Raw genomic sequence first — 23868 nt, forward strand, 5'->3', positions numbered from 1 at the left:
TGTTTGCACGCAAATAAATCCGGCTTACGCTGAAGAAAATAACCTGCGTTACCTATGAGGGATTCCTATGAAGACGACTGTTTTCTCTGCAAGAAAAATTGTGACGATGAACCCTCAGAAACCGGAAGCGAGCCACGTAGCGATTCGTGAAGGGCGCATTTTGGCGGTTGGCTCCCTCGAAGAAATAGCAACATGGGGCGATTATGAACTCGATGAGCGCTTTGCAGACATGGTGCTTTTTCCCGGTCTCGTTGAAGGGCATGCGCATACAATGGAAGGCACGCTTTGGCGCTATGTCTATTGTGGTTATTTTGACCGCATGGATCCCTACGGAAAGACATGGAAGGGCAACAAAAGCATTGAAGATGTGTTGGCATCACTTTCGGCCGCTGAATCCTTGCTCGAAAATCCCGACGCGCCTCTTACAGGCTGGCAGCTTGATCCGATTTACCTTGATAACAAACCGATCACGCGCGCGCAGCTTGATAGCGTTTCTGCAACGCGACCGATTGGTGTGATGAATGCGTCCGGCCACATTCTTTATGTGAATACCAAAGCGCTGGAACTCGCCGGTTTGATGAAAAGCGGTGTAAATCACCCGGGTATTTCGCTTGGGAGTGACGGCATGCCGATGGGTGAGCTGAAAGGTCCAGATGCCATGACACCTGTGGGTGAGCATGTGGGTCTGAACCGCTCCATGACCGATAGTGATGAGCGGGGTCTGCGTGATTTCGCGCGACTTTGCGTGCGCACAGGTGTGACCACAGTCACCGACCTTGCGGCGCGTCTAGAGCCAGATGCCGTGGAAACCATGTTGCGCGTTACGGGCGAGCCGAACTTTCCAGCCTGCGTCGTGCCATTGCGATTTTTCCTTGGCTTACCGCCAAAGGAATTGATCCCAGAGGTCGCGCGTCTTAAGAAACTTTCAACCGATCGCTTATCACTGGGTAGAATAAAGGTCGTCGCAGACGGATCAATCCAAGGTTTCTCTGCTCGGATGCGCTGGCCCGGATATCACAACGGCGCGCCTAACGGTTTGTGGTATATCTCGCCCGAGCAGATGCAGGAAATCTATGAACTTGCCCTTGCTGAAGGCATTCAGGTGCACACGCATACCAACGGTGATCAAGCAACACAGCTTGCCATTGAGAAGCTGGAACTTGCATTGAAAAAAGTTCCCTCAAATGACCATCGTTTTGTTTTGCAACACTGTCAGCTCGCAGATCGCGCCCAATTCAAGAAGATGGCAGCGCTGAAGATGAGCGTGAACTTGTTTGCGAACCATCATTTCTATTGGGGAGATGAGCATTACCGCCTCACAGTTGGTCCGGATCGCGCGCTGCGCATGAACGCAACACGCACGGCGCTTGATTGTGGTGTGCCGATGACAATTCATTCGGATGCACCGGTCACGCCGCTTGGTCCGTTGTTCACAGCCTGGTGCTCTGTGAATCGCTTGACCGCGTCAGGCCGCACGCAGGGCGAGCATGAGAAAATCACTGTGGATGAAGCCCTTTGGGCGGTCACAATGGGCGCTGCGCATACGTTGCATATGGATGGTCAAATCGGTTCCATCGAGGTCGGTAAGCGCGCTGACTTCGCCGTTTTGGAAAGTGATCCCCGTGAAGCCGAGCCTGAAAAGCTGAAAGACGTTGAGGTGTGGGGCACTGTTCAAGGGGGACGCGTGTTCGCCGCTGCTGATGCCTGAGACATTACCCGTTACTATTATTGGTGGTTACTTGGGTGCGGGTAAAACGACGTTGGTGAACCATTTGTTGCGCACATCGAACGGGCGCAAACTTGCAGTATTGGTCAATGAGTTTGGCGCACTCCCGATTGATGAGGACTTGATCGAAGCGCAGGGCGACGATTTGATTTCCATCGCGGGTGGCTGCATTTGCTGCTCTTTTGGTTCAGACCTGAGCGCTGCTTTGATGAACCTCTCAGAATTCAGCGTACGCCCAGATCAAGTGGTGATTGAATGCTCTGGTGTGGCAATTCCTTCGGCGATTGTGGCCTCTGTCAGCTTACTTGATGGTTTTAAACCGGATGGCACGGTTGTGATGGTCGATGCAGAAACGATCCAAGACGCGGCGATAGATGAATACATTGGCGACACGATCACACGGCAATTGGCAGACTCTGATTTGACTCTGATCAACAAAGTCGACCTTGTGGACGCCACACATGTTGAGCGGCTCGAAACATGGCTAACTACGCTGGCTCCGAATGCACGGTCTTTAGTCGCAGCGCATGGAAAAGCACCAATTGATATGGTGCTTGGCCTTGGTGTAAACTCTCGCGAAAGCCATCAAATGGGTCACGCGGATGGGTTGTTTGAGAGCATTGCGCTGGCATGTCATAATCCTTTGAACGGCGTAACGCTCGCCATTAAACTGACGCATGACAGAATGCATGTCGCACGCGCAAAGGGATTTTTTGTAGATGAAACAGGCGCTTTGAAGGCGTTGCATATTGTGGGTCGGCGGTTTGAGATTACGAATGCACCTGCGAATGCGCCTTTAGGAATTATTTGTATTGGGCTCAAAGGGCAGTTTGACGGCGATCTGATCCGCGCGATTGCTAAAGAGGCCCTATGACCAATCCGCTTTACGATACTCTTTTGCTCCGCATCAGGGCAAACAAACGACCTAATGCAGCGCGGGCCTGTCAGACAACCCGCTCAAAGGTATTGAAATGAACATTGTCGCAGCGCTGTTTGCCCTCATTGCAGGCGCGTTCTTTGCGCTTACTGTTTTTGCGCAGCAACGCGGCCTTGCTGACACTGACGGCCTCACCGGTGCTCGGTATTCGATTGGAACAATGACTATATGTTTATGGTTAGTATCCCCTTTCTTTGTTGATTATGGCTGGTTCAGCGATCCAATCGTCTGGATATTCGTGATCACCGGCATTCTCTTTCCCGCAACTAGCCAAACAATGCAAATTTTCTCCGTGCAAAGATTGGGTCCAACCCTCACGTCAGCTCTGGGTGGTCTTGCGCCAGTATTTGCGGTCATCCCCGCTATATTTATATTGGGTGAAGTGTTTAACTTTCAGGCCGGTCTGGGCCTTGGGTTAATTGTTTTTGCAATGATCTATTCAACGATTGGAACGCAGAAAATGCCCCGCGATTGGCCTATTTGGGCTTTGGCTTTACCCCTCGGAGCCTCCTTAGCGCGTGGGATAACTCAACCTTTTACCAAACTTGGAATGCTCGAAATTCCAAGCCCGATCTTTGCAACCATGGTACAAGCGAGCGTATCGCTCGTTGTAATCTTCTTGGTGTCGTCCCTGCCAGCGAACCGCAAAGAACGCCGGATCGCGACAAAAGGTAGAAAATGGTTCTGTGTCACTGGCCTATTGATAACTTGCGGGATCTTGTCGCTGAATTGGGCGATTTCCTTGGGTGACGTCTTGCTTGTCGCACCAATAGCGTCGCTTGTTCCGCTTTGGGCACTCGCCTTTAATGTATTGTTATTTCGAGTGGAGACCGTCGGTTTGCGCCACCTTGGTGTTTCGGTGCTCGTTGTTTTGGGTGTGTCTTTGATCACTTTGCGTTAGCGTAAAAATGCGCGCAAAATTTTGGTAACTTTCCCAACTCAGGACTTTCAGTGGACAGATGGGGCAAATGAAAAAAACCAAAGGGCAAATCCCCCCGTGTCTTGGCTCCCTAAAACTGTGCCATTATTTATGAACCAATGGAGTTTTGAAGAATCGCACGTAAACGGTATTCAGATGAGGGTGCACTGAAGATATTGCGCGAGATCGATGTGCATTTGCACGATGATTTGGATGTTGTGAGCGCGTGCTGCAAAGCAGTCATTTCTGACAAGACCTACTATTATTGGCGCAAGAAGTTCGGGGAGCTGGGACGACCTCAGCTTTCTGAGATGAAGGCGCTGAAGAAGGAGAAAGAGCGGTTGAAAAAGATTGTCGCCGACCTTCAGCTCGACAAGCTGATCCTCTAGGAAAGACGTGATTATTTAAAGCCCAAGGCCTGACGGTTGATGGGTTGCCTCGGACTGTGATCCATACCCGTCAAAAGCTGGATGCTTCGGAGAGGCGCACCTGCACAGTTTTGGGCGTGTCGCGTTCGATCTTGCATTACGAAGTGAGCTTAAGATGATGGCACATTGCGCTTGGCAATGATCCGTTTGGCAAAGAAATATGAGCGGTACGGGTATCGTAAAATAGCCGAGCTGCTGCGGATCGAAGGCTGGCGTATTAATCGCAAGAAAGTTGAGCGTTTGTGGTGCGAAGAAGGGCTGAAGCTGCCTGAACGACATAAAAAGCGGCGGCGGCTTTACCATAAAGACAGCTCAGTCATCCGCCTGCGCCCCAAAGATCCCGACCACGTTTGGGCAATTAATTTTGTCCATGACAAGCTGAGCAACAGACGCAGCTATAAAATGCTGACCGTTTTGGATGAGTTTACCCGCCAAGCACATTGTGTTGAGGTGCAAGGCAAGATGAAATCAGATGATGTTTTGGAGGTCATGCATTGGCTGCTGATGAAGTATGGGAAACCCGAATTTATTCGATCAGATAACTGCAGCGAGTTTGTTGCTGAACAACTTCAGGACTGGCTCAGAAAGGTTGGTGTCAAACCGATCCAAATCTATCTGGGAAGCCCTTGAGAAAAACGGTTACAACGAACGATTTAACGGCATTCTTCGCCATGAAGTCCCAAACGTTGAGTGGTTCCACAGCGTTAAACAGGCTCAGCTTGTGATCAATACTTGGCTCAAGGAATTCAATTACATTAGGCACCGCCATGCGCTCGGCATGCGACTTCCTGTGCCAGAAGTCTTATTAATGAAACAACAAATTAGTGGCGATGATTCAAGGCCCCCAGTTTCTGGGGGATGTCATGAACAACATATGATGGCTGACGGAGGCGTAAATGGAGCGTCTCCGACCTTCTTTTCTAAAGAGCCGAGGTTGTGCTCGGGTGGATGACAGGCGTTTGTTGAGTGGCATTATTTTCATTAATTGCAATGGGTGAAGTTGGTGTGATGCGCCTGCTGGGTATAGGCCGCCGAAGACGCTATATAATTGCTGGAAGCGCTGGAGTGATATGGGCGTATTTGCCCAGATCTTGATGGGGCTGGCTGAGCAAGCTTCTGACAACAAAACTATCTCAATCAACGCGGCCTACCTCAAGACACATCGTACAGCCGCGAGCCTGCGGTAAGTGGGGATCGAGGCATTCGTCGATCACTACAACCATCAGCACCACCACGAGAGCATCAACAACCTTACGCCGTCTGACGTTTACTTCGGCCGTGACAAAGCCATTCTACAACAACGAGAAAGGATCAAACGAAAGACACTCGAAGCGCGTCGCTTGCATCACAAACAGCGCGCCGCATAATGAAACCAACCAGAAGAGCCAAACTCTCTCTTTATTTACGCCGCTCTTGGTTCCAAAAATTCTGACGGCGGTCAATGGTGACAGGTCTAATGCTATCGGCAAGAGGTTTAGTAGGCTAAGAAGCAGCAGGTGTATGGTGAGGACTACGTCTTCCACTCGTTCCGTAAAGGCTTTGACACTTAGCTAGAGAACGCCAACGTAAACGTATCCGCTCGACTTATGGGGCATGAAGTGGGTGGCATGACCTTTGAGACCTATTCAGACGATCTGGCGTTGGAGGGCCTTAGGGAAGCAATTTCTCACGTCGATTGGACATGATATTGAAGCTCTCAAGCGTTAAGGCAGAACCAACCTATCTATTTTTTTTTTGAAAAGAGAAACTGCGTGTGCCTCAGGGCTGTTCTCTAGCTGCTCCCATTGTTAGTAGTCGAGAACGCCTGCTGCACCCTGTAGGTCAGTTGCGATGCCTTCCAAGACAACACCCGTACCATTCAAAATTCCACCTGTGGTGCCACAACCAGTTAACGCAACTATGAGCACTAACGTTGAGAGAGATTTAATCATGTTGGCTTCGCCGAATTTGTTCTTTTCCTGTTCGTAACTGAAAGTGTGCGTGCCTGTCAAATGATCTCCTTTGCTCTATTGAAAACTTCAGAAATTAGTGGTTGTGTTTTATTTCAACTGCTTGGCGAGGGTACTTATTGCTTGTCTGACGTCAGCGCCTACGGGGCCAAATAGCGTTATTTTCTAAGGAAGTGTTTCTGGCTCATCGTAATCACTGAGGAGTGGACGATGAGAAAGACACCGAAGAGCTCTGGCGAGAAGATCGTCAAAGACATCAAGCGGGCGACCCTTGAATACATTAACAAAATCTATCAGAACTGCGGGTACTGAGATTGTTGAAAACACGATGACAGCCAACAAGATCCTAATAACAGTCATAACCTTTGCCTCACTTGCGAAGGCATATGTAATTCTGACGTCTTAGGCTTACCCCATGAACACAAAGCTATCGGGTGTATCTGACACAAGTATGGACCTCACGTGCAGTGCCTGTGGTCATGAATTTAGCTTCACGATTGCTGATCTGATCCTGGCAATCAGTGATGAAACAACCACCCATGAGGTACGCTAGAGAGCCGTATGCAGAGACTGTGGTATAAGGGGGGATAACACGTATCAACTGGTTTAGTTCGCCCTTTTCGGATCTCGGTGTTACCCTCAGCTCTATTCCTAGTGTAGCGACCAGTCTACGTGGTTTTGAGCACCCACCGCATCGCCAATTGTCCCCACCGGACAGCTGGGCACACCTTTAGAGGGATGTCCGAGTGCGTCCGTCTGGATGGGGCGGTGACATGGGTCGGAAGTGTCCGCTAAATGGGCTGTGAGGTGCCTTCACGGTGGCACAGCTCAGAAATGCTATCTTCCCCGCACAGGCCGTCTAGCACGATCCGGATCTTCTCTTCAGATGAATAGTGTATGTGGGTGGCCCGTTTGATATCTTTGACTATCTTCTCGCTTGGGCTTTTACGTGTTCCAGTTGTCTGTCTTGCGCTGTGCCACGGTCCCGCCGCTTTGTTGGCTAAGAAAAGCGACGCGGGGTTCTTTTATGACGGTTACAAAATAACCGTGTTCCCTGATGCGTTAGACAAGCAGACACCAATGATTGGTTACTTGCCTGGGCTGATGCCGTGGTGTGTGTGAAAAACTAACAGCGCTTGGTGTGGCAACCATTAACAAAAAAGTGGACAATTCGGCCCACGTTGACCGCCGACTTGTGCTAGGAGCAAGCCCGCAAGCTGCAAATGATTTCGGCAGACTGGCGGCAACGACGCTGCAAAAACTTACCGAGGCGAACTCTTAAGCCCAAAGGCGCACTTCATGACTGACACAAAATCTCCACTTCATATTGATATTGTCTCTGACGTGATCTGCCCTTGGTGCATCATCGGATATCGCCAACTTGCTGCAGTCCTAGAGGCACGCGATGTGAATTATGAGATCCATTGGCATCCGTTTGAGCTAAACCCCAACATGCCGCCCGAAGGTTAGGATATCGGCGAACATCTAGCTGAGAAATACGGAATAACACCTGAGCAATCCGCAGCCAATCGTGAGATGATGGCGGCGCGTGGTAAGGAGCTCGGGTTCGATTTCAATTTCGCCGATGGTTTTCGGATGCACAACACATACAACACCCATCAGCTGCTGCATTGGGCAAACGAACTGAGCCGTAAGAACGACCTTAAACAGGCATTGTTCACCGCACATTTACCGATGGGCGGAACTTTTCTGATGGTGCCGTGTTGGTCTAAATCGTAGGCGAAATCGGTTTGGGTCGCGTCGAGGCTAAGGCCGTTCTGGAGCACCAAAGATATGCAGATACGGTGCGTCAGGAACAGCAATTTTGGAATAAGCAGGGGATCAGCGGTGTGCCCGCCGTTGTCTTTGATAGCCAACATTTTGTCACGGGCGCGCAAGGCGTGGACAACTTCAAAAGCATCCTGCGCAACTCACGGCCTAATTCATCCGTGCGCCGGACCTCTCGTCCGAAACGAGTACGCGGAATGCTGTGCCAAGCACACCTGCGATGGAATCATTGGGCATGCCTTCGCGCTGCATCCGCATTGCACCGCCGTGCTGTGCATCTATAAATTGGGCCGCAATGTCGGTGGGAATATTCGCGAATTCACCGCGAGATTTGGAACGCTCGATCCATGCTTCATAAGCGCCAAAAAGATAGCGGCGCACATCTTGCAGTGCCTCGAAGGTGGACGGTCCAAGGTGCTGCGCGTGCGCGCGCATCATGACAAACAAACATCCCTGCGGAATACCCAGTTGTTCGCGATCTTGCGTCATGAAATCGATGACGGCGTCGGTTGTTTCATTGGTCGACTGATTTTTCTCAAGAATGTCGATCAAGGGTTGAACTGCTAGGTCATAATAGGTTTCCAGAACGCTCTTTTTCAACCCGTCATCACTTCCAAACTCACGATAAACACCCGGTTTGGACGCGCCCGTCATGCTGCAAATGTCGCTGATCGAGACGTTCGTTGGTCCGCTAGACCAATACGCCAGCAATGCCGTCTGCAAGATCTGATCTCGATCCAATGTCTTTGGGCGACCTCGTTTCGGTGTGGGGTCTTTATTCATTATCGTACTCATGGGTATTTTATAATTGACCAGGCTTTTTCGTACCTCTAGTTACATTGCGAATCGTGAGACTGCCAGCCCCGAAGGATACACCATGTCAAAAGATCCCATTGGAATGCTCGGTCGCCTAAACGCGGCCAGCTTAATGATGATTACGCCAGAATTTTACAAGCTTCGATCAAAACGCAGCAAGGGTGCAGGCAAGATTAATCATGATCTGGCGAACTTCACAATGAAGCCCGAATTCATGCAATTGGATGGTCTCAAAATTCGCTATGCGACTGGAGGCAAAGCAGACGGTCCAACTGTTCTATTCCTCAGCCCGCTTCCACAAAGCATCCTTTGTTACGATACAACATGGTCATCTCTCTCCCCTTCCACAAATTTGGTTGCGCTCGACTTGCCAGGGTTCGGGCAAAGCCAGGGCAACATAAGCTATATGACTTTTGCCGCACAAAGCGCGTTTTTGCATAAATTCATTGCAAAGCTTGGACTGACTGACGTTCATATTGTGGCCCCTGATGTCGGGATGCCCGTGGCGCTTCACTACGTCATGCACCGTGACCACAAAGCCAAAAGCATCATGATTGGCGCAGGACCAAGCGTGCAGCCATCCGCAGATGGTAGCCTCGTCCGAAAGATGATCGGTTCTATATTCTGGCGATTTGTCTTCACAATGACCGGCGCGCCTGCTTTTATTGGAGGTGCAAACCAATTGGGGTATTTGAAGTATAGCCCGTCCTGCGCTGAGGTTTCTGACTACGTCGCCTCATATTCTGGCCGTATTGGTCCGGTTACGAAATGGTTTAACGGCTACCCAGGAGGGTGCAAAGACATCGATCCACACCTTGCGACGTTGAATGTGCCAGTACACGTGATGTGGGGCGAACATGATGCGTTCCTAACGGCAGGCAACGCCGAACGGCTGCATGCGCGGCTCCCCAAGAGCAGATTGACCATCTTCAAGAATTGCGGCCATTTCTTCTATCAAGACGATAGCGATAAACTTACCAAAACCGTCTTGGCGTGGGTAAATGGAGGTTATGATTTTGGTTAAGCAAAGCTGACCTTCGCGCAAGTTACAGCATCCGTTACAAAGGGCTCATTCCAGCCGTTCTCCGCTTCGTAGCATCATAGGTGATCAGCCTAAATTACGCTGACGCGAAGTCACAACGATTTTGGCTTAGCATTTTGCCGACAAGAACGGCTCTTTGCCGCCATTAGATCGGCCGCAGCATTCTGTCCGATAGGTAGAACCGCCGTGACAAGTACGGCCTTGAGCCGCCTTTGGAAACAGCTTCGAAATGCTGCGGTTGCAGCGCGCTTAGCAGACATTCGCGGCAAGCGCAGCATCTGGAGTTGTTTGAGTATTTGGTTAACAAAAGGCATCTTGTTGAAAATACTTAACAGTAAAGATTCGATCTGAAGGAAGGATTTAGTAATTTATTTCTGAATCACCGCATTTTCCCATTCTTCAATGAATCTGCGCCTTTTGAGATTGTCGAGGAATGTCATAAGAGCAGGCTCAAGTGGAATCGTCGCGCGGTCAACATCGCTGTCTTGGGTTTTTAAAGAGGGCAGCAAGAAAACGCCCTTAGGGTGATCTGATTGTAATCTGATCAAATGTTGCACAAATTCCGTTGCGGCCTTGGGATGTGGTGCATCGTTTGAAACGAGGGCTGTGCGCATCATCGTAGTTGGGAAATCGGATGGCAGAATAACCTCGATCTGATCTTCGTTTTCAACGCGCACACTCGCGTAGCTGCCAAGGACATTATAGGCGACTGCGATGGTGCCATCGGAGAGATCATCGATCATGTCACCCGAACAACAGTAAAGTCGAATATCCAAAGCCCCCATGACTTCCATCAACCGCCAAAAGGTTTCCGATGCGCGTGCGTCCTGCGTTGCAAAGAGATAACCCAAGCCGGATTGGCGCACATCATATGTGCCAACACGCCCTCTGAACACATCAGGCCGTGCGCGCAAAACTTCGATCAATTCCTGACGGGATCGCGGTAACTGATGATCTGCAAAAGCTGCTTTGTTCACAACAATTGCTGCGGGTTCAGAGGTGAAGGCAAACAGGCTTTGTCGCCACTGCGCCCAAGATGGATGCGCTACGTCGCTTAAGCGTAGCGCCAATCCATCGTTTGCAGTTTTAAGTTGTAGATCCATTGCGCTAGAAATGAGCAAATCAAATTTGTCTGGGTCCGCTCTGAAGATCTGATCTATTTTAGCCGTTCCATTCACTAGGTATTCAACAGAAACACCCGTATTTTTGCTGAGAAAATCCTCGATAATCGGGGCAAACAGCGCAGTATCAGTGCTTGAAATAATCCGCAGCGTTTGCTCCGCACTTTCATTTTCGAACACTCGGCGATCTTCCCAAGCTTGAGCGAGCACCAGTTGTGGAAGCATCCAAATTACTAAAGTAACAATGATGCGCATGCGCCGCCTTCCGCTTTGTTTGAAAGGCGCAACATTCCTTTGTGCGCCACAGCGACATCCATTGCAATTGTGAGACCAAGACCCGACCCGATTGTTCCTTCAGCGTTCAAGCCACGTTTGAACCGCGTGGCCAATGTATCAAGCTCGTCTTTTGGGAACCCTTTACCACTATCATAAACGCGGATTTCTATGTTGGGCTTGGCCGTCACTTGGATGTCTATAACGCCTTCGCTCGGGGAATACTTTAACGCATTGTCGAGTAGATTGCGCACTGCGTTTTGCAGCAAAATCGCATCTCCCTTGTAGGGCACCTGTGTGTCGCTATGCAGACGAAGCGTTAGGTCTTTCATTTCGGCTATTGGCTTCAAACGTTCAACCAAATCGTGAACCAAGGCGGATAGATCAACATCTTGCAGTTCAAGGTGATCAGCTCGAAAGGTGATCATCGCATGATCCAACAATTGCCCAGCGGCGCGCGAACTTTCATCAATAGCGCGCACCATCGAGCGCATCGCTTGCCTATTCTCTTCCTTATCCACTCTTTGCAACGTCGCTTCTGCGTAAGAGCGTACGGTTGCAAGTGGAGTGCGGACACGGTGCGCAGCCTCTGCGATGAAGTCTTCGGATTGTTTAAGAGAGTGATCAAGCCGCGACATCAGAGAATTCAACGATGTCACAAGTGGCAACATTTCCGAAGGGACAGGTTTGTGAAAGGGGCTTAGATCTTGTGGTCCACGGCGGGTCACCGAATTGGTAAGGCGGTTCAACTGTCCAATTGTGTTTGATGTTGCCCAGAATGAAAGCAATGTTGCCAATGCAAAAAAACTTGCGCCAAAGACAGCTGCGTTTCGCGAGATCTGCGTCAAAGTTCCAGACAGCGCGTCTTGTGTTTGTGCCAATGCGACGCGAACCTGTGTGCGCTTGTCTTTACCAATCAACGTCCGGCTTGCCGTCACAACACGAACTTGGCTGCCCAGATAGTCGACAGTTTTGAAATCAGTTTCGCGCGCCGCGACTCTGGCGATGGCGAGCCGTTCATACCCGGACAAAAATATGTCGTCCTGATAAATTGCATAGAAAATTTGATCATCAAATGCGGTGCTGAGCATCGAAAATGAAGCATACGGGAAGTCGACCTCGACAATCCCATCGCGAATAGCTGCGGCGTCCAAAATCGATGTAACCGAAGCAGAAATTATGTTGTCCTGGCCTTGCTGCGCAACTTGAGTTGCGTAATTGCGGATCGCAAAAAACAGCAAGAGTGCAAGGATCGCAGCACCGCCAATAAGGATCAAAACCAGTCGGTTGCGAAGTGAGACAGAGGTCGACAAATCAGAGGACATGATCAAGCCGATATCCAAGACCGCGAAGTGTGACAATCTTCAAACGTGAGTTCTCAAGGTGCTTTCTGAGACGGCCGATATAGACTTCGATTGCGTTCTCGGACACATCGTCATCATAAGAGAAAAGCCGATCAGAGAGCTTTTGCTTCGAAAATACCTGCCCCGGCGAATTGACCAACAACTCGAAAAGGCGCAATTCACGGTTTCGCAAATTGACGGTTTCGGTATTCACTGAAAGCCGCCCTGCAAGCGGATCGAAAACGACACCGCCCAACTCGATGATAGTCTTCGTCTTTCCAGTTTTGCGGCGCAGAACCGCACGGCATCGTGCTTCAAGTTCGGCGTGATCGAACGGTTTTGTGAGGTAGTCATCTGCCCCTAAATCAAGCGAGCCGATTCGATCAGATACCTGAGAGCGTGCAGTCAAAACGATCACTGGCGTGTCGTGATTGCTGGCACGATGCGCCTTTAGAAAGTCTCGCCCATCCCCATCGGGCAGCATGATGTCGAGTAGAATCAAATCGTATTCGCCGACGTCAACAAAAGCCTTGGCATCGGCCAAATTTGCAGCATGTTCAATAACATGCCCATCCAGACGCATCCTTGATGAAATCGCATCTGCCAGCTCTTGATTGTCTTCAACGAGAAGGAATTTCATATGAGGTCAAAGCTTTTTTACAGGGTGTCAGGTCAGTGTCAGGTTCTTGTGATCGTCTGAACACAACTGAGCCGCAGTGCGGGCAGTTGTCAAATGGGAGAAATAACATGATGACCTTTAATCTGGGCCGCAGAGCCCTTATCGCCGCGGCAGTTGCTGCGGTTGGTTTCACATCAAGCGTGCAAGCGGGCGGCCATCAAGTGGTCGACAGCATCCACTTCTTGATTCCAGGTGGCCCCGGTGGCGGCTGGGACGGAACCGCGCGTGGTACTGGCGAAGCACTAACGGCAGCGGGTCTTGTTGGTAGCGCATCCTACGAGAACATGTCCGGTGGTGGTGGTGGCAAGGCCATCGGCTTCTTGATCGAGAATGCAGAGAGCAACCAAGGCACATTGATGGTCAACTCGACCCCAATCGTTATTCGTTCGCTCACAGGTGTTTTCCCACAAAGCTTCCGCGATCTGACGCTTGTTGCTGGCACAATCGGTGACTACGCAGCGATGGTCGTGAACAAGGACAGCCCCGTAAATTCGATGGCTGATTTGATCGCGGCCTACGACGTGGATCCATCTGGCACAGCAATCGGCGGCGGTTCTGTTCCGGGCGGCATGGACCACCTTGTCGCTGCAATGACAATGGAAGCGGCGGGCAAAGATGCGTTGAACGTGAAATACATTCCGTACGATGCGGGCGGCAAAGCGATGGCGGCTCTTTTGTCAGGCGAAATCGCAGCGCTTTCAACTGGCTTTTCTGAGGCAGTTGACCTTGCGAATGCAGGTGAAGTTAAGATTATCGGCGTCACATCTGACGAGCGCGTAGGCGCGGCGGCAGACGCGATGACCATGAAAGAACAAGGCATCGACATGAGTTTTGTGAACTGGCGTGGTTTCTTTGGCGCACCGGGGCTGTCAGCGGAAAAGACCGCTGCGTATCAGGACGCGATTGCCAAAATGTACGAAACTGACGATTGGGAAGCCGTGCGCGCGCGCAATGGTTGGGTCAACATCCACAACCCTGGCGATGATTTCAAAGCGTTCCTTGAGGACCAAGAAAAAGTTATCGGCGATCTGATGAAGAAACTAGGCTTCCTCTAAACGAAAAACCATTCGGGCAGAGCTGGAAACGGCTCTGCCCATTTATTTACAGGGGATTGACCATGGCGCTGGATCGCTGGATAGCACTTATATTTTTGGGCATATGCCTGGTCTATGGATATACGGCTTGGTTTACGATGGATGCAAATCTCGCACCATTTATGAAACGCAACCCGATCTGGCCTAGTACGTTCCCCAAAGCGCTATCTGTTCTCGCAATTGGTGCGAGCCTCGTGATTTTGCTCGGCATCGAGAAATCCGAAGCCAAGGAGCCTGAAATAGACTATCGCCGATTGCACGAATACAAACTCGGCCAAGCGATAGTCCTGCTTTGCCTGATGGTGGCTTATGCAATCTGTTTGCGTCCAGTTGGGTTCATCATTTCCACAACATCATTCCTATTCTTTGGCGCATTTGTTCTAGGCGAGCGGAAGTGGATCCTGATGGCGTCCATCGCAATCATCAACACAATGACCGTTTGGTATCTGGTGCAACAGGTTTTGGGAATCTACATGCGACCGCTGCCCGGTTTTCTAGGAGGTTGATATGTTAGAAGGACTTCTCATCGGTCTGCAAACGGCCATGTCATTTCAAAACCTCGCAATGGTAATTGCTGGCTGTTTGATCGGTACATTCATCGGGATGCTTCCTGGCCTCGGCCCAATGTCGATCATTGCAATCATGATCCCTGTCGCGATCTCGATGGGCGACCCGTCTGCTGCGCTCATCTTGCTCGCAGGCGTCTATTACGGCGCGATCTTTGGCGGTTCGACTTCATCGATCTTGCTGAACGCGCCGGGGGTTGCTGGCACTGTTGCATCCAGCTTTGATGGCTATCCGATGACCAAGAAGGGCAAAGCAGGAAAAGCGTTGACGATTGCCGCAATCGCAAGTTTTGTTGGCGGCACAATCGGCGCGATCTTGTTGATGATCTTTGCACCCATGCTGTCTTCTGTAGCTTTGTTATTCCATTCCGCCGAGTATTTTGCATTAATGGTCGTTGGGCTTTCCGCAATCGCGGCCTTCGCAGGAACAGGCCAAGTCGCCAAGGCGATTTTGATGACAGTTTTCGGATTGATCATGGCGACGGTGGGCGAGGGCACTTTGTTCAGCCTGCCGCGCTTCACTGGTGGCATCATGGATCTACAAACTGGATTTGGCTTTATTACGCTTGCCATGGCAATGTTCGCCTTGCCTGAAGCGCTTTTCTTAGTGCTAAAACCCAAAGAGGCGGGCAGCGCAGGTCTTGAAATCAAAGACTTGCGCATTACAGGCAAAGAGGCACGCACCATCGCGCCAGTCATTGGTCGCCAATCGCTACAAGGGTTCTTCATCGGGGTCTTGCCCGGCGCAGGCGCAACGATCGCCAGTTTTCTGGGTTACGCAGTTGAACGCAATTTAGCGAGCAACGAAGAGCAGGAGGAGTTTGGCAAAGGCTCGATTAAAGGTCTCGCCGCGCCTGAAACAGCCAACAACGCGGCCTGCACGGGATCCTTTGTTCCTTTGCTAACTTTGGGCATCCCCGGATCTGGTACGACTGCGATCCTCTTGGGCGCGCTCATCGCGCTCAATATCTCACCCGGTCCTCGTTTGATGATTGATGAGCCACAGATTTTCTGGGCCGTGATCATGTCGATGTTTATTGGCAATCTGGTTTTGCTTATCCTCAACCTGCCACTCATTCCCTACATTGCCAAAATCCTGTCAATCCCGCGCAATTTCCTCATCCCGTTCATCTTATTTTTCACGTTGATGGGGGCCTACATTGGACAGAACAATGCAACAGAATTGCTCATTCTCGTTGGGTTTGGTGTCTGTGCAACTGCTTTGAAGTTTTCGGATTACCCACTCGCGCCGCTGCTCATTGGATTTATTCTGGGTGGAATGTTGGAAGATAATTTTGCGCGTTCCATGCAGCTGTTCGATGGTATTTCGTTTATCTGGGAGCGTCCCATGACGCTTGGTTTGCTGATCATCGCTGCGATCTTAATAGTCCTACCTAGCTTCAGAGCACGTCGCGCACGGCTACGCGCGGAAGGGGTCGCAGATGGAGATTGATCGATTGCCTCCTCTTATCAGCTAGTTGAAGGCAATCATAGGCATGCTCAAGGCAAGAAACGATCTAGCTTTCTTGATCGTTGTTCACAACAAAAGTTTCATGCGCTTGGAGTAAGGGGCTGATTTTCTGGCTGCGGCGTGACATGCGAAACTGCGCTCCTACGGCAACTATTATAACGTGAGTGCACGTTGCACAAAAACAATATCACACTTAGGGCTACTTCGTAGTTAGTAGAGCGGTTGAAGTATATCCATTTGCGGATCTTACTTCTCCAACCAGGGGAGCCCTACATATCATCTGAATTGTGCAACAAAGCATCGTAGCCCCCCCCCAAAAAAAGCTCTTGCCGCTGCGCCGTTCAGACTGAAGTGAACGGCGCGGCGAAGAGAGTGTTTATGCGACGCCCTCCAGCTCACGAGAAGCCTGAACAGAAGGACGTGTTTTCATGCGTTCGTAATGAGCCTGCACATTCGGCGGCAGTTTCCAGCCAGCCACATCGACCGCCCAATACTGCGTGTAATAAAGCGCTGTATCGGCAATGGAGAAATCGCCCATCAGATAGTCTTTGCCAGCCAATTGCTCGTCGATGACATCGAACGCAGCAAGCATCGCGTTCATCCCACGTTCGCGCAGTTGTTCGTGCACGTCTGCGCTATCTGAATAAGCATCAGGGCGACGGAACAAGCGCCATGACAACATGTGAACCGTACCAACAATGAAATCCATCGCTTCGATTGTGCGTGCGAGACCTTCAGGATCGGTGGGTACAAGCTTTTTGTCAGGGTTGGTCATCGCCAGCCACATCGCAATTGCTGCATATTCTGTTAGAACACTGCCATCGTCACGCACAAGTGCCGCCACTTTGCCTTTAGGGTTTAACGCCTTGTATTCAGGTGTCTTTTGTTCGCCTTTAGAGAAGTCTACGATCTTGAGATCATAAGGCAGGCCGACTTCTTCCATAAGGACGTGGATGCCTATCGAGCAGGTCTTTTTCGCGTAACACAGTGTCGTCATTGTTCGTCTCCCTATGCCCAATTCAAATGTTTTGGGTGATGTGTTGTTATCGCTCGATAATTAAGCCAGGCGCGCGCTACTATCAAACAGAAATAACAGCAGCACAGTCAAAGTATTATAAAATAAGTATACTAAATATGAATTATTATCATTTTGACTGATAGGGTTCACGCACTACCTCTGGATCAAGGCCCAAAGCAAAGGGCGCTTCAAGGAGATGACAAAAATGTTGGATGCACCAATGATTGACCCACGTGAGCTTCGCAACGCCTTCGGGTGCCTGCCAACAGGCGTTACTGTTGTCAGCATGTTGGATGAGGCAGGAAAGCCAACCGGTGTCACCGTTGGATCCTTTACATCGCTCAGCATGTCGCCTGCTTTATGCTTGTTCTCGATTGGCAAAGAACAAGCAAGCGCGCGTTTGTTCACAGAAGGTGCGCCATTTGTTGTAAATGTTTTGTCCACTGAACTGGCTGATCTCGCATGGCAGTTTGCAAAACCTCTAGAAGATAAGTGCGCAGGCGTTGATCTAACAGAGTCATTGGTGCAAGCGCCGCGCCTCAATGATGCGATTGCGCATTTTGCGTGCCACGCCCATGCAATACATGATGGTGGTGATCATATAATCGTTGTCGGTGAAATCTTAGGCTTTGACCATAAAGAGGGCGACGCGTTGATCTTCTATCGTGGTCAGATGCAGACGTCTGCACCCTTATGAATCGGCACCCAAAGCTAGACGAAGGCGCGCTTTCAGCGGACCAAAAAGTGATTCATGATGATATTGTCAATGGCCCGCGTGGCGCGGTTGTTGGACCCCTTAGAGTTTGGCTGCAAAGCCCGGGGCTCGCTAAACAAGCACAGGCTTTGGGTCAATATGCGCGCTATGATAGCGTTTTGCCGCAGGTCTTGTCAGAACTCGCGATCTTGGTGACGGCGCGGTATTGGTCGTCAGGTTTTGAGTGGTCGCATCATGCTCCGATTGCAATAGAAGCAGGTCTGTCGCGCGATGCAGTAGATGCGATTTCCAAGGCAAAACGCTATGCCTTTGGCGACGCAGAAATGCAGGCTGTCTTTGATTTCGCGGTGGAATTGCATTTGCTGAAGAACGTAAGCGACGTGACATATGACAAGGCTTTGACCCTTCTAGGGCAGCAAGCATGCGTCGATTTGGTCGGCATTTGCGGGTACTACACTTTGATCTCGATGACGATCAATGTGTTTGATGTGCCTGACGGCGAAGGTCCTAACTTGCCCGCGTTGGACTTGGGATTGAGTCGCTATTTCTCAGTCTAAGCCACTGCCGCAGCGGTCCTTTCCATGATTTTCTGAATGTGGCGGTGCAAAGATCCATCAGCGTTGTTTAGGTCTGGCTCCATCATCCATGATCCTAATTCTCGCGCTTGCATGTGTGCGCGCAAAGAGGCTGGAACGCGTAGGGAAGAGTAGGTCTCGAGTGATGTCTCAGCATGCTGCGCCAAGCACAATGCATCTTCAGCGGCTTTGGTGACACCCATCCCGACATGAGGTCTTGCGACGCATGCGGCATCGCCTGACAAAGCAACGCGGCCATCGTACATAGCTGTAGAATGATGATCATAGATTGGAGTGAAAAAAGGGCGTTCCGAGTGGTTTAAGATCTCAACAAATGCCGCTGGAAGCAAATCCTTTGCGCGCGCGAACATCCCTTGTAAAAGGTCGCCGCGAACCAACGGAGGCGGGATTGAAATCGGATGATGCTGACCTGTTTCATCCGTCAACATATTGCGCAACACAACCGCTGGGGCAGGGGAGTACCACACGAAATTATAGCGCCTATGCCCTTCGCGCAGATCATTGTTTGGCCCCGCAATCGGGTAACCGATAATCTGGCTTTGTGCAGGGGTGAAGAAAGCGAAATGCTCAAAGAGTTCAGCGTGTACATCCTTTGGAATATCTCGCTCATGCGCCAGCGCACGCCATACAACATAGCCCGCGTATTGCGGTGTGACCTCAGGCAGCATCTGTGCACGAATGGCAGAGCGAAACCCATCAGCGCCAACGAGTAAATCAGCGGTGCGCGTCGTGCCATCGCTTAAGAGGGCCGTTACGTCGTTGGCTGTTTGTGTATAGTCCGTGATGTGCGCTCCAAGATGATATGAGCCTTCAGGGATCAAGCGCCGCAGCATTTGGTGGATGCGGTCCCAAGAGGTCACGACTTGTGCAAACGGTAACGTCGCAACGCGTTCTCCGTTTTTGCGAAATGCCACACGGTCGTGTACTTGAACGCCAAGGTCTGTCAGATCAGCGCCTACTGCGCGCAGCGCTTTTATCAAGGCGTCGTGCGTTACGATGCCTGCGCCACGACCGGAAAGCTCGACGTCGGTGCGCTCGTAAACATCAACGTGCCACCCTGCTTTTATCAAGGCTGCCGCAGCGAAAAGCCCACCGATAGAGCCACCACTGACAATTGCACATTTGATCACAGGGTCGCTCCATGCTTATTTATCAACTTATAAATAGCATGGTTCGCACAGGATCAAGGTCGTTTGAAGTGGATCACCCAGAAAGCGTGTTCATTTCTTTCGTGTACCAGTCGCCGATTTCACTGGCGGTCATCCACGCAACACCCTCGTGGCTACCGACATAATCGAGCAGTTCTTCAAGATAACGAATACGGTGCGGCACACCCGTCACATAGGGATGGATCGAAATCGCCATGACACGCGTATTGTCTGCGCTTTCTGCATAAAGACGATCAAACTGATCACGTCCGCGGCGCAGGAATTCATCAGAGCTGTGTTGTTGAAGCGCGTAAACCGCGATGTCGTTCATTTCCACAGTGTAGGGAACGGTGGTGATCACCCCGTGCGGCGTATCCACCTCTTGCGGAAGATCATCAAGCACCCAGTCGGCCACATATTTCACGCCTGCTTCGCGGAGCAGATCAAGGGTTTCCTCTGTCTCAGTCAGCCCCGGGCTTTCCCAAGACGTAGGGCGCGTTCCAGTGAAAGCCTCAATTGTGTCCATCGCTTGGTGGATCGCGGCGCGTTGATCGCTCAATTTGTGCATAGGACCTTGTAAATGCCCGTGACCCATAAACTCCCAACCTGCCTCAAGCCCGGCTAGGGCGACGCGCGGGTAGCTGTTACAAACGTTTCCGTTAATCGCTAAAGTCGTTGGAATTTCGCGCGAGGTTAGGGCTTGGTATTGGCGCCAAAAGCCAGAGCGCATACCGTATTCATGCCAGGACCAATTAGGAACATCCGGCAGTAAGGGCTTGCCCATGGGCGGTGGCAAAACCGTACGTGGCATAGGGCCTTCGATGCCCCAATCCTCGACATTCACAATGACCCAAACCGCAAGCCTTTTGCCATCGGGTAAAGTCAGCTTGGGACGATCCACGATGGCTTGGTAAGGCAGACGATCTGTAAGGCGCATTAGAACTCCAAAAACTGCTTTAAGGCTGCGTTGAATGCATCTGCTTGGTTAAGGTTAGCAATATGTGCGCAATCAGGGATGTTTACGTAGTGCGCGTTGGGTGTTGCGGTGGACATGCTCTCCATTTCAGCTTTAGGCGCGCCGAAGTCATCCGCGCCTGAGATAAAGAGTGTGGACACTTTAATGTCGCCCAATCGGTGCTTGTAGTCGAGCGTTTGTAAAGCACGTGCGCAGCCAGTGTAGCCGGCGACCGTTGTCTGTGCGAAATCGTGCGCGAGATTCGCGACAAGATCCCCATTGGCGCTTAGGAAATCAGGCGTTAGCCAGCGCTCAACCGTACCATTCCAAATCGCTAGTATGCCACCATTGGTTATCGCCGCGATGCGATCATCCCAACTGCTGACAAAGGGCGCGGGATTGTCTGCGCGCGCGCAGGCGCAAACAATTTTGTCGAAGCGTTCTGCATAATCAAGCCCGAGACCGAGACCTGTCATACCGCCCAAAGACAGACCAATGTAGTCTGCCTTTTCGATATCAAAATGATCAAGCACTGCAATCGCATCGGCAGTGAGGTCGTCGAAACTATAGTCGCCCTCAGGGGTGCTCGATTGTCCATGACCGCGTGTGTCGTAGCCGATGACATGGTAGTGCGCTTCAAGCATGGTTCTTTGCGGTGCCCACATATCAAGACCCGCACCCAGCGAGTTCGACAGCAAGATCGCTGGCCCATCTTTCCGTCCAGTGGCGAAAGCAGAAAGCGTGACGTCCCCGCGCTTTATCTCGACACGCGCGCTCACTACGATTTGCCGATTGCAGCGTTGACGATCGGCATCGTTTTCTCTGCCAATTTGATCATCGAGTTGCGTCCAAGTTCCACATCGGTCCAGTCTTTACCTGCATAAAGCAGCTTACCAAAGTCACCAACGTCTTCGCGCAAGGCGAGCAGGTCATCCGCCACTTTGTCGGGTGTGCCCCATATCACGCAGTCCTCAAGAACACCGTCGAGTGTGACCTCATCATCGGTCATGCTCTGGTCGGCTTTAAACAGGTTTGTGCGACCATGCTTTTTCATTTTGGTCAGCAACTGCGAGTAGTAGTAACGATAAGGACTTTGCGGTCCGAGCGCATATTCTTTTGCTGTTGCCATATCGTCCGCGACGAAAATGGATTTTGCCACACGCCAGTTCGCAGGGTCCGCTGTGCGACCCGCACGCTCGCAACCCTCTACGTATTTTGGCCAATGAGTTTTGGCCCATTTCTTTAGAAGGAAGTTCGCGGAAATCGGATCCCATCCGCGCGCAGCAGCTTCGGTCACACCTTTAGAAAACGGTGCAACAGCTGTCACAACGATAGGTGGATGCGGACGTTGCAACGGCTTGGTCATCATGCCTTGGCCAATGGAGAGTTCCATTTGAGTCTCGGTCGAAATGTTCCAGAATTCGCCTTTGATGTTGTAGGGGGCTTCGGATTCCCAGATTTTCAGGATATGGTTGATGCCCTCAAGAAACATCGCGGGGCGATCTGCGTGCAGGCTCCCAAATGCTTCCGCATCTGTTGCCAAACCGCCCGGTGAAATGCCGAAAATGAAGCGTCCATCGAGCATATGATCGAGCATCGCAACTTGACCTGCGATTGCGGCAGGGTGTGTATTGGGCAAATTAACCGTACCTGTGCCCAAGTTAATTTGTTTCGTCGCCGCCGCGATCCAAGCGATGAAGCTGATGCAATGGGTGATGTTTTCTGCAGCATCCGTCGTGTGCTCGCCTACATAAGCCTCTACAAAGCCCAGCTCATCCGCGAGCAAGAAAGCCGCGCGATCTTCGTGCAATGAGGTGCGCCAATCTTTCCCAACAGGGTGGATCGGCATTGTGAAAAATCCAAGTTCCATGTTCGTCTCCATCAAGTTACCCCAAACCTAGTGCGCAGTGCGCATTGGGGAAAATTATAAAAACCACATCTGAATATCACTAAATCAGATAAGAGCTTTTGGGAGAAGCGTCGCCAAGATCGGGAAGGCGAGCACGAGGAAAGCTGCGACCAAGATCAACACAAAATATGGTGCGGATCCGATGAAGATCTTTTTCAACGTCGCCGTTGGGTCGGGGACGGAGCCCCTCACAGTATAGACCAAAAGTCCGAAAGGCGGCGATAAAAGGCCAGCTTCGATGACCAAAATACCAAAGATTGCGAACGCAATCGGATCGTAGCCCATCGACATCGCGAGTGGGGCGAAGATTGGCACGGTAAGAAGAATGATCGAAATGCTGTCGATCAGCATACCAAGGATTAACCAGATAAAGGCCATCAGTATGATCAGCATAAATGGCGAAAGCTGACTATCGATAAAGATACCTTGGATGTAGTTTACGCCGCCCCCAAGTGCGAGAAGGCGAGAATACATTTGCGCTGCGATCAACAGGAACATGATGGGCGCAGTTGTGCGCCCTGCCTGGTAAAGGCTCTGGATAATATCGTCCATGCGCATACCTTTGATGACGCCAATAATCAGCGCACAGATAACGCCAAACGCAGCGGCTTCGGTCGGTGTGAACCAGCCAAGCCAGATACCGCCAATGACGACCATAATCAGCGCTAGAATCCCGAGGCCACCGATGAGTTCAGAGCGTTTTTCCGCGGGTGTAGGTTCTGTCAATGGCTTGTCATATGGTGGTGCAATCTCGGGGTTCACCTTTGCGGCGATGATCACATAGCCGGAAAACAAGAGCGCCAGCACCATCCCAGGAATGATGCCAGCAACAAACAGCGCACCAACGGACATCTCTGTCAGGATCGCCCAAACGATCAGCAAAACTGATGGTGGGATCAGCATACCAAGGCACGCAGAGCCAGCAACAGCACCGAGCGCAAAGCTTTGCTTGTAGCCAAGTTTCATCATCTCAGGGTAGGCAATCCGGCTAAACGCAGCTGCGGATGCGATGGAAACGCCTGTAACAGCCGCGAACACAGTGTTACCCGCGATTGTCGCAATAGCGAGACGGCCGGGCAGGCGGCGCAGAGTGCGATCACAAATGCGGTATAAATCGCCAGCGGCCCCGCTTCGCCATACAAAATCTCCCATCAAGACAAAGAGAGGGATCACCGCGAACACGTCCTTTCGAATTGCCTCGTATGCAGTATTGGACATAATCGCGAGAGCTGCTTCCGTGTTGCCACGAAACATGATGTAGACACCCACGCCGGAACATAGTGCAAGAGCGACGCCAATGTGAACCCCAAGCAGGATCAACACAATCAGCACGCCGAGCATCATTACTACAATATCACCACCCATGTCGTGCGCT

At 51.0% G+C, this 23868-nt stretch carries 25 protein-coding genes and 3 pseudogenes; 17 read left to right on the top strand and 11 right to left on the bottom strand.

What is annotated here, in order from left to right:
• Window positions 1–67 precede the first annotated feature (67 nt).
• The 8 genes and pseudogenes from QZ280_RS07500 to QZ280_RS07530 form a co-directional block, all read left to right on the top strand.
• Entirely contained in the window at window positions 68–1708 is a 1641-nt protein-coding gene (locus tag QZ280_RS07500; RefSeq protein ID WP_293442086.1) for an amidohydrolase, read from the top strand.
• Window positions 1701–2600, top strand: a complete 900-nt coding sequence (locus QZ280_RS07505; RefSeq protein ID WP_293442089.1) for a GTP-binding protein — start codon at window positions 1701–1703, stop codon at window positions 2598–2600. Before QZ280_RS07500 ends, QZ280_RS07505 begins: the two co-directional genes overlap by 8 nt.
• A gap of 97 nt (window positions 2601–2697) precedes the next feature.
• Complete coding sequence (locus tag QZ280_RS07510) at window positions 2698–3564, top strand: DMT family transporter (RefSeq protein ID WP_293442092.1); 867 nt, start codon at window positions 2698–2700, stop codon at window positions 3562–3564.
• Between the two features lie 152 nt (window positions 3565–3716).
• Entirely contained in the window at window positions 3717–3971 is a 255-nt protein-coding gene (locus tag QZ280_RS07515; protein ID WP_293442468.1) for a transposase, read from the top strand.
• 177 nt (window positions 3972–4148) lie between these two features.
• Window positions 4149–4640: a DDE-type integrase/transposase/recombinase gene (locus QZ280_RS07520; protein WP_293442095.1), complete on the top strand. Its 492-nt coding sequence runs from the start codon at window positions 4149–4151 to the stop codon at window positions 4638–4640.
• On the top strand, window positions 4522–4962 hold the full coding sequence (locus QZ280_RS16305) for an integrase core domain-containing protein (RefSeq protein WP_365734378.1): 441 nt from the start codon (window positions 4522–4524) through the stop codon (window positions 4960–4962). Before QZ280_RS07520 ends, QZ280_RS16305 begins: the two co-directional genes overlap by 119 nt.
• Window positions 4907–5194: pseudogene (locus QZ280_RS07525) on the top strand (transposase); the annotation flags it as partial. The gene QZ280_RS16305 and the pseudogene QZ280_RS07525, both read left to right, overlap by 56 nt.
• Window positions 5195–5203: 9 nt before the next feature.
• Window positions 5204–5377, top strand: a pseudogene (locus tag QZ280_RS07530) (IS3 family transposase); the annotation flags it as partial.
• 420 nt (window positions 5378–5797) lie between these two features.
• Here the strand turns inward: QZ280_RS07530 and QZ280_RS07535 are convergent.
• Window positions 5798–6001, bottom strand: coding sequence for a hypothetical protein (locus tag QZ280_RS07535; protein WP_293442098.1), 204 nt, complete (start codon window positions 5999–6001; stop codon window positions 5798–5800).
• A 373-nt stretch (window positions 6002–6374) separates the two neighbouring features.
• Here QZ280_RS07535 and QZ280_RS07540 point away from each other — a divergent pair, with 373 nt between their 5' ends.
• The 3 genes and pseudogenes from QZ280_RS07540 to QZ280_RS07550 form a co-directional block, all read left to right on the top strand.
• Window positions 6375–6512 carry a hypothetical protein gene (locus tag QZ280_RS07540; protein WP_293442101.1) on the top strand — a complete coding sequence of 46 codons (138 nt, stop codon included), beginning with the start codon at window positions 6375–6377 and terminating at the stop codon, window positions 6510–6512.
• A 350-nt stretch (window positions 6513–6862) separates the two neighbouring features.
• A complete protein-coding gene (locus QZ280_RS07545) occupies window positions 6863–7081 on the top strand; it encodes a hypothetical protein (RefSeq protein ID WP_293442104.1) in 219 nt (72 codons plus the stop codon).
• A gap of 177 nt (window positions 7082–7258) precedes the next feature.
• Window positions 7259–7884, top strand: a pseudogene (locus tag QZ280_RS07550) (DsbA family oxidoreductase); the annotation flags it as partial.
• Between the two features lie 13 nt (window positions 7885–7897).
• Here the strand turns inward: QZ280_RS07550 and QZ280_RS07555 are convergent.
• On the bottom strand, window positions 7898–8530 hold the full coding sequence (locus QZ280_RS07555) for a TetR/AcrR family transcriptional regulator (protein WP_293442107.1): 633 nt from the start codon (window positions 8528–8530) through the stop codon (window positions 7898–7900).
• Window positions 8531–8624: 94 nt separating this feature from the next.
• Here QZ280_RS07555 and QZ280_RS07560 point away from each other — a divergent pair, with 94 nt between their 5' ends.
• Window positions 8625–9587, top strand: coding sequence for an alpha/beta hydrolase (locus QZ280_RS07560; RefSeq protein ID WP_293442110.1), 963 nt, complete (start codon window positions 8625–8627; stop codon window positions 9585–9587).
• 386 nt (window positions 9588–9973) lie between these two features.
• On the opposite strand, the gene QZ280_RS07565 is transcribed toward QZ280_RS07560, so the two are convergent.
• The 3 genes from QZ280_RS07565 to QZ280_RS07575 are packed head-to-tail and all read right to left on the bottom strand — an operon-like array spanning window position 9974 to window position 12982.
• Entirely contained in the window at window positions 9974–10981 is a 1008-nt protein-coding gene (locus tag QZ280_RS07565; protein ID WP_293442113.1) for an extracellular solute-binding protein, read from the bottom strand.
• Window positions 10960–12324, bottom strand: a complete 1365-nt coding sequence (locus QZ280_RS07570; protein ID WP_293442116.1) for a sensor histidine kinase — start codon at window positions 12322–12324, stop codon at window positions 10960–10962. The genes QZ280_RS07565 and QZ280_RS07570 overlap by 22 nt, the downstream gene beginning before the upstream one ends.
• Window positions 12314–12982: a response regulator transcription factor gene (locus QZ280_RS07575; RefSeq protein WP_293442119.1), complete on the bottom strand. Its 669-nt coding sequence runs from the start codon at window positions 12980–12982 to the stop codon at window positions 12314–12316. Before QZ280_RS07575 ends, QZ280_RS07570 begins: the two co-directional genes overlap by 11 nt.
• Window positions 12983–13089: 107 nt before the next feature.
• On the opposite strand from QZ280_RS07575, the gene QZ280_RS07580 reads away from it, so the two are divergent.
• From QZ280_RS07580 to QZ280_RS07590, 3 genes are all read left to right on the top strand, one after another.
• On the top strand, window positions 13090–14076 hold the full coding sequence (locus tag QZ280_RS07580) for a tripartite tricarboxylate transporter substrate-binding protein (RefSeq protein WP_293442121.1): 987 nt from the start codon (window positions 13090–13092) through the stop codon (window positions 14074–14076).
• A 62-nt stretch (window positions 14077–14138) separates the two neighbouring features.
• On the top strand, window positions 14139–14621 hold the full coding sequence (locus tag QZ280_RS07585; protein ID WP_293442124.1) for a tripartite tricarboxylate transporter TctB family protein: 483 nt from the start codon (window positions 14139–14141) through the stop codon (window positions 14619–14621).
• A 1-nt stretch (window position 14622) separates the two neighbouring features.
• Window positions 14623–16134 (top strand): tripartite tricarboxylate transporter permease, encoded by a 1512-nt coding sequence (locus QZ280_RS07590; protein WP_293442127.1) that lies wholly within the window; start codon window positions 14623–14625, stop codon window positions 16132–16134.
• Window positions 16135–16528: 394 nt separating this feature from the next.
• On the opposite strand, the gene QZ280_RS07595 is transcribed toward QZ280_RS07590, so the two are convergent.
• On the bottom strand, window positions 16529–17149 hold the full coding sequence (locus tag QZ280_RS07595; RefSeq protein WP_293442130.1) for a glutathione S-transferase family protein: 621 nt from the start codon (window positions 17147–17149) through the stop codon (window positions 16529–16531).
• 226 nt (window positions 17150–17375) lie between these two features.
• On the opposite strand from QZ280_RS07595, the gene QZ280_RS07600 reads away from it, so the two are divergent.
• Together QZ280_RS07600 and QZ280_RS07605 are read left to right on the top strand one after the other, a co-directional pair.
• Complete coding sequence (locus QZ280_RS07600) at window positions 17376–17867, top strand: flavin reductase family protein (protein WP_293442133.1); 492 nt, start codon at window positions 17376–17378, stop codon at window positions 17865–17867.
• A gap of 47 nt (window positions 17868–17914) precedes the next feature.
• Window positions 17915–18442, top strand: coding sequence for a carboxymuconolactone decarboxylase family protein (locus tag QZ280_RS07605; RefSeq protein WP_293442136.1), 528 nt, complete (start codon window positions 17915–17917; stop codon window positions 18440–18442).
• On the opposite strand, the gene QZ280_RS07610 is transcribed toward QZ280_RS07605, so the two are convergent.
• The 5 genes from QZ280_RS07610 to QZ280_RS07630 form a co-directional block, all read right to left on the bottom strand.
• Window positions 18439–19611, bottom strand: coding sequence for an FAD-dependent monooxygenase (locus QZ280_RS07610; protein WP_293442139.1), 1173 nt, complete (start codon window positions 19609–19611; stop codon window positions 18439–18441). The two genes, QZ280_RS07605 and QZ280_RS07610, sit on opposite strands and share 4 nt — an antisense overlap.
• A gap of 73 nt (window positions 19612–19684) precedes the next feature.
• Window positions 19685–20566, bottom strand: coding sequence for a polysaccharide deacetylase family protein (locus QZ280_RS07615; protein ID WP_293442142.1), 882 nt, complete (start codon window positions 20564–20566; stop codon window positions 19685–19687).
• Window positions 20566–21363: an alpha/beta fold hydrolase gene (locus QZ280_RS07620; protein WP_293442145.1), complete on the bottom strand. Its 798-nt coding sequence runs from the start codon at window positions 21361–21363 to the stop codon at window positions 20566–20568. Before QZ280_RS07620 ends, QZ280_RS07615 begins: the two co-directional genes overlap by 1 nt.
• On the bottom strand, window positions 21363–22454 hold the full coding sequence (locus QZ280_RS07625; RefSeq protein ID WP_293442148.1) for an LLM class flavin-dependent oxidoreductase: 1092 nt from the start codon (window positions 22452–22454) through the stop codon (window positions 21363–21365). The genes QZ280_RS07620 and QZ280_RS07625 overlap by 1 nt, the downstream gene beginning before the upstream one ends.
• An 84-nt stretch (window positions 22455–22538) precedes the next feature.
• A complete protein-coding gene (locus QZ280_RS07630) occupies window positions 22539–23858 on the bottom strand; it encodes a TRAP transporter large permease (protein ID WP_293442151.1) in 1320 nt (439 codons plus the stop codon).
• Window positions 23859–23868: the final 10 nt, after the last annotated feature.

It is taken from the genome of Planktotalea sp., from assembly GCF_018607995.1.
GTDB lineage: Bacteria > Pseudomonadota > Alphaproteobacteria > Rhodobacterales > Rhodobacteraceae > Planktotalea.